This window comes from Thiocapsa imhoffii, from assembly GCF_016583985.1.
In the GTDB taxonomy this organism is placed as follows: domain Bacteria; phylum Pseudomonadota; class Gammaproteobacteria; order Chromatiales; family Chromatiaceae; genus Thiocapsa; species Thiocapsa imhoffii.
On record NZ_NRSD01000108.1, the window covers coordinates 1 to 468 of the forward strand.

Below are 468 nucleotides of genomic sequence, written 5' to 3' on the forward strand. Positions count from 1 at the left end.
CCGGCTTTCCGTTCGCATCAGGCCGCGTCACGGTGCAGTCCGGGTAGCCGCTGCACCCCCAGAACGCACCGTGCTTGCCTGTGCGGCGGCGCATCGAGCGCCCGCATGACGGACAAGTGGGCTGCGCACTGCCATCGATGGCGATGGCCTCAGCGCCGGCCTCCTGGATCTGGCGTACGAGGGTACGGACCCAAGCGGCCTGCTGCTCAAGGAAGGCCGCCAGATCCCCTCGCCCCTCGGCGATCTCGCCCAGCGCCTCTTCCCATCGGGCCGTCGTCGCCGGATCACTGACCGCCTCAGGCACGGCATCAATCAGAGCGCGCCCCGCCTCGGTGGCGTGGAGCGCTCGCTTGCGGCGGATCAGGTAGCCGCGCTGCTGCAGGGTCTCGATGATACCGGCTCGGGTGGCCTCGGTCCCGATGCCACTCGTCTCCTTGAGCTTCTGGCGCAGCTGCGGATCGTCGACGA

Annotated in this window: 1 protein-coding gene; it reads right to left on the minus strand. The window is 69.4% G+C overall.

Annotation, left to right across the window (positions count from 1 at the left end; translation table 11 throughout):
- Window positions 1-468: DNA topoisomerase (locus CKO25_RS20855; protein ID WP_200389851.1), on the minus strand; the 468-nt coding region annotated here is incomplete at both ends.